General features: G+C 72.6%; 5 protein-coding genes and 1 pseudogene. 1 reads left to right on the top strand and 5 read right to left on the bottom strand.

Going from position 1 to position 5,549, the window contains the following annotated elements:
- Positions 1–274 precede the first annotated feature (274 nt).
- The gene (locus JNW89_RS36955) at positions 275–397 is read left to right on the top strand and encodes a hypothetical protein (protein WP_255541254.1); all 123 of its coding nucleotides are present in this window, start codon (positions 275–277) and stop codon (positions 395–397) included.
- 564 nt (positions 398–961) lie between these two features.
- Here JNW89_RS36955 and JNW89_RS26205 read toward each other — a convergent pair.
- From JNW89_RS26205 to JNW89_RS26185, 5 genes and pseudogenes are all read right to left on the bottom strand, one after another.
- A complete protein-coding gene (locus JNW89_RS26205) occupies positions 962–1,831 on the bottom strand; it encodes a hypothetical protein (RefSeq protein WP_238450973.1) in 870 nt (289 codons plus the stop codon).
- A gap of 187 nt (positions 1,832–2,018) precedes the next feature.
- Positions 2,019–2,144 (bottom strand): annotated as a pseudogene (locus tag JNW89_RS26200) (helix-hairpin-helix domain-containing protein); the annotation flags it as partial.
- Positions 2,145–2,321: 177 nt separating this feature from the next.
- On the bottom strand, positions 2,322–2,504 hold the full coding sequence (locus tag JNW89_RS26195) for a hypothetical protein (RefSeq protein ID WP_238450971.1): 183 nt from the start codon (positions 2,502–2,504) through the stop codon (positions 2,322–2,324).
- A gap of 89 nt (positions 2,505–2,593) precedes the next feature.
- Entirely contained in the window at positions 2,594–3,409 is an 816-nt protein-coding gene (locus JNW89_RS38180; RefSeq protein WP_238450969.1) for a DUF2637 domain-containing protein, read from the bottom strand.
- On the bottom strand, positions 3,406–5,549 hold a 2,144-nt coding region (locus JNW89_RS26185), incomplete at its 5' end, for a BTAD domain-containing putative transcriptional regulator (RefSeq protein ID WP_238450968.1). The genes JNW89_RS38180 and JNW89_RS26185, both read right to left, overlap by 4 nt.

The following is a 5,549-nucleotide window of genomic DNA, read 5'->3' as shown; positions in this document are numbered from 1 at the left end:
TGCTCGCCCGAGGCCGTGCGCGGGTCGCCGCACCCACCGCCCGGTTCGCCGGCTGGTTCCGGCCCGCCCGGCCGCAGCCGATGCCGTCGCCCCGCGCCGCCTGACCCAGCTTGGCCCTCACCTGGCCATGCACGACGCCGACATCGCCGCCACCACACCCGTCGCCCTGCACCACCCTGACCAGCGGGCACATCGACCCTGACCAGTGGCTGACCGTCCCACCCGACATTGCGCCAGCCGCGCATCCACGGCACCGGCCACGGGCAGCGCCGCCTTGGTCCTCCTCGACCGCGACCGCGCCCAACTCGCCGTGGTCGACCCCTTCACCGGCGAGAACGACGTGCAGGCATGGCAGGCCGACGCCGACGGTTGGCCGCCCGCCCCGCAGGACACCTGACCGGCCCCGTCGGGCTGACACGGCGGCACCCCTGCCTACTCGGCCCGCCGCACCCGCGGCGGCCGTCGGCGGGGCCGGGCAGACCAGAACCTCGACGCGAAGCCATGCCAGCCCCAGAGCAAGCCAATGCCCCCCTTCACCAGTGGGACCTCCGACCCCATGATCCGGCGCAACGGCGATCACGCCGCGCAGACGAGGCGGTCCGCCCGGTCAAGGGCATGTCGGGCCGGCGTAGCCGCAGATGGACGGGACCCCGGAGGGTGCTCGGGGGGTGAGCAAGGTCCCGTCCATCTGCGCAGGCCCCGCACCCGGCCTTACCACAACAGCCTCCGGCTAGGAGGATCCGTTACATCACAACCGGTCTCGCGCGCCATGTCGGCCGGGTCTTCGGGGTCGGTGGACTTCGGCTTCGCCGCCATCATGACCGATCGCCGAGGCCAGGACCGGATCCGTGGCTCACCAGCCCGCAGTGTTGCCCTGAGCCCAGGTCGCCCAGACCGCCGATCTCCCGGCAGCGCTACTACGACAGGGCCTGCCAGCATGCTGGCAGGGGGCCGCTCGGCGTTACTCGGTAGCCCAGCAGGCACGAGGGTCGACCCAGCCCTTGTCCGGGAACCACGCGAGGCACCGGCCTGTGGGGTAGGCGTACACCCACAGGTGTGTGATCTCCCCAGGCAGCTCCGGTGGGCGCTCCGGGAGGCCGTTGTAGTCCTCGCTCAACGCGTGGTAGGCCAGCCACGGAGTGCTGAAGGACATTCCGACGAACACGTGGCGCTCATCGGCGTTCGTCGCCCGGAGTTTGCGCCGCACGTCAGCGCGATTCTCGTCGTGCAGATAATCTCTGAGCCAGCCGTGGAACGCGGTCCAGTCCTGTTCGGCGGCGCCCCCGGTCCCTTGGCCGAAGAGCAACACGCGGCCCTCTTCACCGTCCCTTGCGGGGCGAGATGCCAGCTGCACGATGCCCAGAGCTGCCAGATCTCGTACCTGGCGGGATTGGTGTTTCTCGAGCTGCTGCTGACCGGTCACATACTCGAACAGCGCCTCCGCCTGCTGGAGAAGGCGCAGCTTGGCGGGAAGGTCGCGAATCAGACGTTGTATTCGGGCTCGTGGGGAGACAGTGACGAACCAGACCCTTCCCAGATCCGGCACCGGGACTGCCCGCTGGCCCCGGACAAAGCTGGCCATGGCCGAGTATCCCGGATCGATGTCCATGACCACCTCGACGTAACCGGGAGGCCTGCCCCGGTAGTCGATGCGGATGTCCACCATGCCACGGTCGCTGTTGTCGTCTTGCACCACGACCCGCTCACCGGTCAGCCGGGCGACGACGCGAGCGGCAGTCAGTTCGAAATCGCCGATGTGGCTCTCGGCCACGCGCTTCCGCATCGCCTCACTGCGGAGATCGATGGGGTCGCCCGGCCGGAAGTCGTTCACGACGCGGCAGGATACGCCTTCGCCTGACGGGGCAGCACGTGCACCAGCCGGCGCGCCGCCTTCGCCGCATTGGCGGGCGTGCAGCAGCGGGTGACCAGAGGCCGGCTCTCACGCCGACATCGAGGCCCGTCGTCTGAGGCGTGGTCGAGGGCGGCGTGGCGACGGCCGGCGCCCAGGAGGCCGTTGGTGTATTGAACCCGGTGCCCCACACGTCGGCCGCCAGCCGATACGGATCCTTCGTGACCACGTCGAGGGACCCGTCGCCGTACTGCTTGAAGATCCGCACCGCCAGCGATGTTGACACCCCGATGCCATGCCCCGTCCGGTCCATCCGCGTCAGCGAGAGAAAGAAGCCGCGCCTTTTCGTCGTATCGGACACCGGCTTCCGGTACCAGCCGAGGCCGGGCTCGTCCATCCCGCCACCCGGGGAGCAGCGACCACCCGCGTGCCGGAGCGGCATCGTCCATCCCGGACGCGCAAGTTCGAAATGTTAGCGGCGGAGGCCGTCGGCGAGATGACCGTTGACGTGCGACCCGTCGCTCGTCGCCGCAGGTGGCCAGTAGCGGCGGACGGTGCGTTCCGACTTGCCGATTCGCGCGGCGATCTCTGCCGGATGCAGGTTCGGTTCGCGGCGGTGCCAGTAGGCGACCGCGGCGGCGGTGTCTGCGGGCACCTCGTCTGCCGACGCCTCACCCCTGGCATCCCAAGATTCTCCGCGATTGTCGCCGTCCTTGTCGGCGGGTGGTGTCTGCGGGGGCTTCGCTAGCCGCGTCTCTGGCGTGTCCTGCGGGCCGCGGCCGTCTGCGAGGGTGCGCGGCGCCGGCTCGCGCACCATGTCGGGGGCGGGCGTTGCGCTGCCCAGAACGTCCCGGTCGAGAGAATCGGGCCGGCGGTTCTCGTCTTCGTGCGGGGACGGATGCGGCGGCTGGACGACGGCGGAGCCGTCCGAGGTGGGCGTCGAGACCGGATCGACGGAGCGCGTGGAGGCGGGGAGTGCGGCGGTGTAGTCAGGGTGCCGGTCGCCTGCGTCTGCGGCGCGATTGGCGGCTGCGGCGTGGTCGGGGGCTGCGGCGACTGGGGGAGGGTCGGTCGGGGTTGTCGGCGCGGGTGGTGTGGGGGCGGAGGCGCGGATCGTGGCGGTGATCTCGACGAGGCTGACGCTGGCGACGATGACGAGCCGTCGACGGAGATGGGGAGCAGGTAGGCGGCACCGGCTTCGGTCTCGCCGTAGCGGGCGGCGACGCCGACCAGATGGCTGTAGGAGACCCATGTCGCGATGGCGGCGATGACGGCGGTCGCGGCGATGCGGATCACGCCGAGGGAGCGGCGATGGTGGGGGACGCGGGAGATCAGCTCGACGGTGAGAAGCAGTGCCAGGGGCGGCCACGCGGCGATGACCTGGCTGATCGGATTCGGCCGGGCGTGCAGGACGTTGGCGGCTACCGAGGCGGCGACGCCGAGGGTGAGCGCGGCGCGCACCGCCCACCGCAGCCGCCGCAGGTGCACGGCCGCGTCATCAGCCAGCGCCGCGCTGGGGGAGGGAGCTGAGTTGCTGGTGGTGTTGGGCGTCGCGCTCACGTGGGGACTCCGTCCGCGTTGGGCTGGCGGCGTGTGCCGGAGGCGCGGCCGTGGCGGCGCAGGTCGGCGATGAGCCGGTCGGCGAGGGTGAGGGTGTCGTCGGTGGGCTCGGCGTCGATTTCGGAGAGTCGGCGGGTCAGTGTTCTGCGCAGCGCGCGGACGCCGTCGACGTCGCCGAGCTGCGCGCGTGCCCGCATCGCCGTCTGGTACAGCTCTTCGACGTAGGGGTGGTGGGTGAGCGCGGCGTCGAGGACGTTCCGCTGCTCCGACGGGTGGCCGTCGAGTTCCTCGATGAGGGCGAGGGTGGCGGCGAGGGCTTCCTGGCGCACGGCTTCGCGGTAGGGCTCGAGCCATTCCCAGGCGCAGCCCTCGGCGAGCGGCTGCCGGTAGGCGTCGACGGCGCGGCGCAGGGCAGCGACCCGCTCGTGGGTGCTGGTGGCGGCGTCGGCGGCGCGGATCGCGGCGCGCATCCGCCACAGGTCGACGTCGAGGCGGTCGGGGTTGAGCTCGTAGCGGTGGTCGGGGTGGGTGAGGTAGGTGCCGTTGCCGCCGTTGTGGCGCAGCACTGCGCGCAGGTCGGAGACGTAGGTGTGCAGGCGGTGCACGGCCTTGCTGGAGGGCGCGTCGGGCAGCAGGTCGTCCAGGATCGCCTCGGCGGGGGCGCTGCCGTCGCGGGCGGCCAGGTACACCAGTAGTTCCAGGGACTTCGCCCGCAGGCCGCGCTGCTGGTCACCGTCGACGATGCCCGGCGCACCGAGCACCCTCACCCCGACCCTCGCACGCGTGTCTGCCGCCGGCCCGGCTTCGACCGGCCCCGAGGAAACAGGGGCCGGGTCGCTCTCGACGGTGGTCGGCTCGTCGGAGCCGGCGGCGGGTGCGTGCCGATCGTTGTCTCGCGCGCCCGCGCCGTGGGCGCCGATGGGGGACAGGCCACTACCGGACCCAGCGGCGGCGGACGTCACGGACGGTGGGTGGGGTGCGTCGGGTTCCGGCATGACGGTGTCGCCGAGGCAGGTCGGGGCGGGCGTGGGGTGGGGCGCTTCGCCGGTGTGGGCTTCGGCCAGCGTGGCGAGCAGGTCGAGGGTTTCGGTGGGGGTGACGACGGTGAACCGGCCGGCATCGGCGAGGTGGGCGCCAGGACGTCGGGTGTCATCGTCGGCCGGTGTGGTGGCGCCGTCGTCGGCGACGTCGATGGTGTTGCCGTCGGGCCACGCGCAGAGCAGCACGCCGTGGATGTCCAGGCGTTGGCCCTGGGTGAGCAGCGCGGCAGCGCGGGCGCGTTCTCCTCGCCTGGCGGTGTCGGCGATGAGCGTGATCGGTGGGAGGGGCTCTTCGTACGGGTCGGCGGCGCGCAGGTCGCGGACGGTGTCGACCTCGTGGTGGCAGAGCAGGCGGGCGCGGTGCAGCGCCTGCGCTTCGAGGAGGTCGAGGGCGTCGTCGAGGTTGGCGGTGATCGTGAGCCGAGGTGTGTGGGGCAGGGTGTCCGCGGCGGTGTCGAGCAGCGTCGCCGCGGTTGCCGACGGCATCACCACCCGGGCACAGGCGTCGGGATGCTCACCGGCGGCGGCCAGGGCGGCGGTGAGGAATCCGCGGGCGGCGGCGTGAGCGCCGGGTCCGGTCAGTCCGAGCCCGGCGGGCGGCCACACCGCCGACACAGGGTGCGCCAGGGACGGCGCCAGCGGCGCCGGATATCCGCCGGACGTGGCTGCGTGCGCGTCGCCGGATTCGCTGTCCGGGATCTCGGCGGGATTGTGGGTGGGGTCGCCGGGATGGGCGTCGCCAGCACGGTGGGCAGGGGCCTCGCGCGGGGGCGTGTCCGGGTGCGCGGCGTAGGTGTGGCGCAGGGCGCGGCGGATCTGGCCGATCACCCGGGGCATGGGCGCGAGGGTGGCGTCGCTGCCGCGCGGCGGGGTGGAGGGGTTGCGGGGAACGTGGCGGCGCTGGCGGTGCGCCCAGACCAGGGCGACAGCGGCGGCGAGGGCCAGGGCAAGACCCAGGTCGATCCAGCTGCCGCCGGGCAGGGACACCCCGCGGACTGTCCGCTGCGCGTCGGACCGATTGTCGACGGTCGGCCGGTCACTGCCCGCGTCGCGGGTGTTCGTGGGAGCGGGCGCGTCGGCGCCGCTGGTGGCGGGCGTGG

It is taken from the genome of Micromonospora sp. 4G55, assembly GCF_016803375.1.
Note: the sequence above shows the minus strand (reverse complement) of the source record. Positions and strands in the feature narration are given on the sequence as shown.